This window comes from Photobacterium sp. DNB22_13_2 (assembly GCF_052873915.1).
The window spans coordinates 1-242 of the sequence record NZ_JBNNXU010000257.1; the positions used below are offsets into that span (position 1 = coordinate 1).

A 242-nucleotide genomic window follows, 5' to 3' on the forward strand; every position below is an offset into this window, starting at 1 on the left:
GGCAGCGACGGCACACTGACGGCCGTGGCTGGCGAGAAGGGCACCGTCGTCGCATTCGACGAAAAAGGCGCGCAAAAATGGAAGGCGACCGTCAACGGTGAAGTTCTGACCGCTCCGCTGGTCGGCCAAGGTCTGGTGATCGTGCGTACGACCGATGGCCGCATTCTTGGCTTGGACGGCGGCAGTGGCGATCGCAAGTGGATCTATCAACGCTCGCCGTCGGCACTGAACCTGCGTAGCAG

1 protein-coding gene is annotated in these 242 nt (G+C 62.8%); it reads left to right on the forward strand.

The annotated features are described in order from the left end of the window. Positions 1-242 (forward strand): outer membrane protein assembly factor BamB family protein (locus ACVA58_RS28570; RefSeq protein WP_446513602.1); only part of this gene is annotated, 242 nt, incomplete at both ends.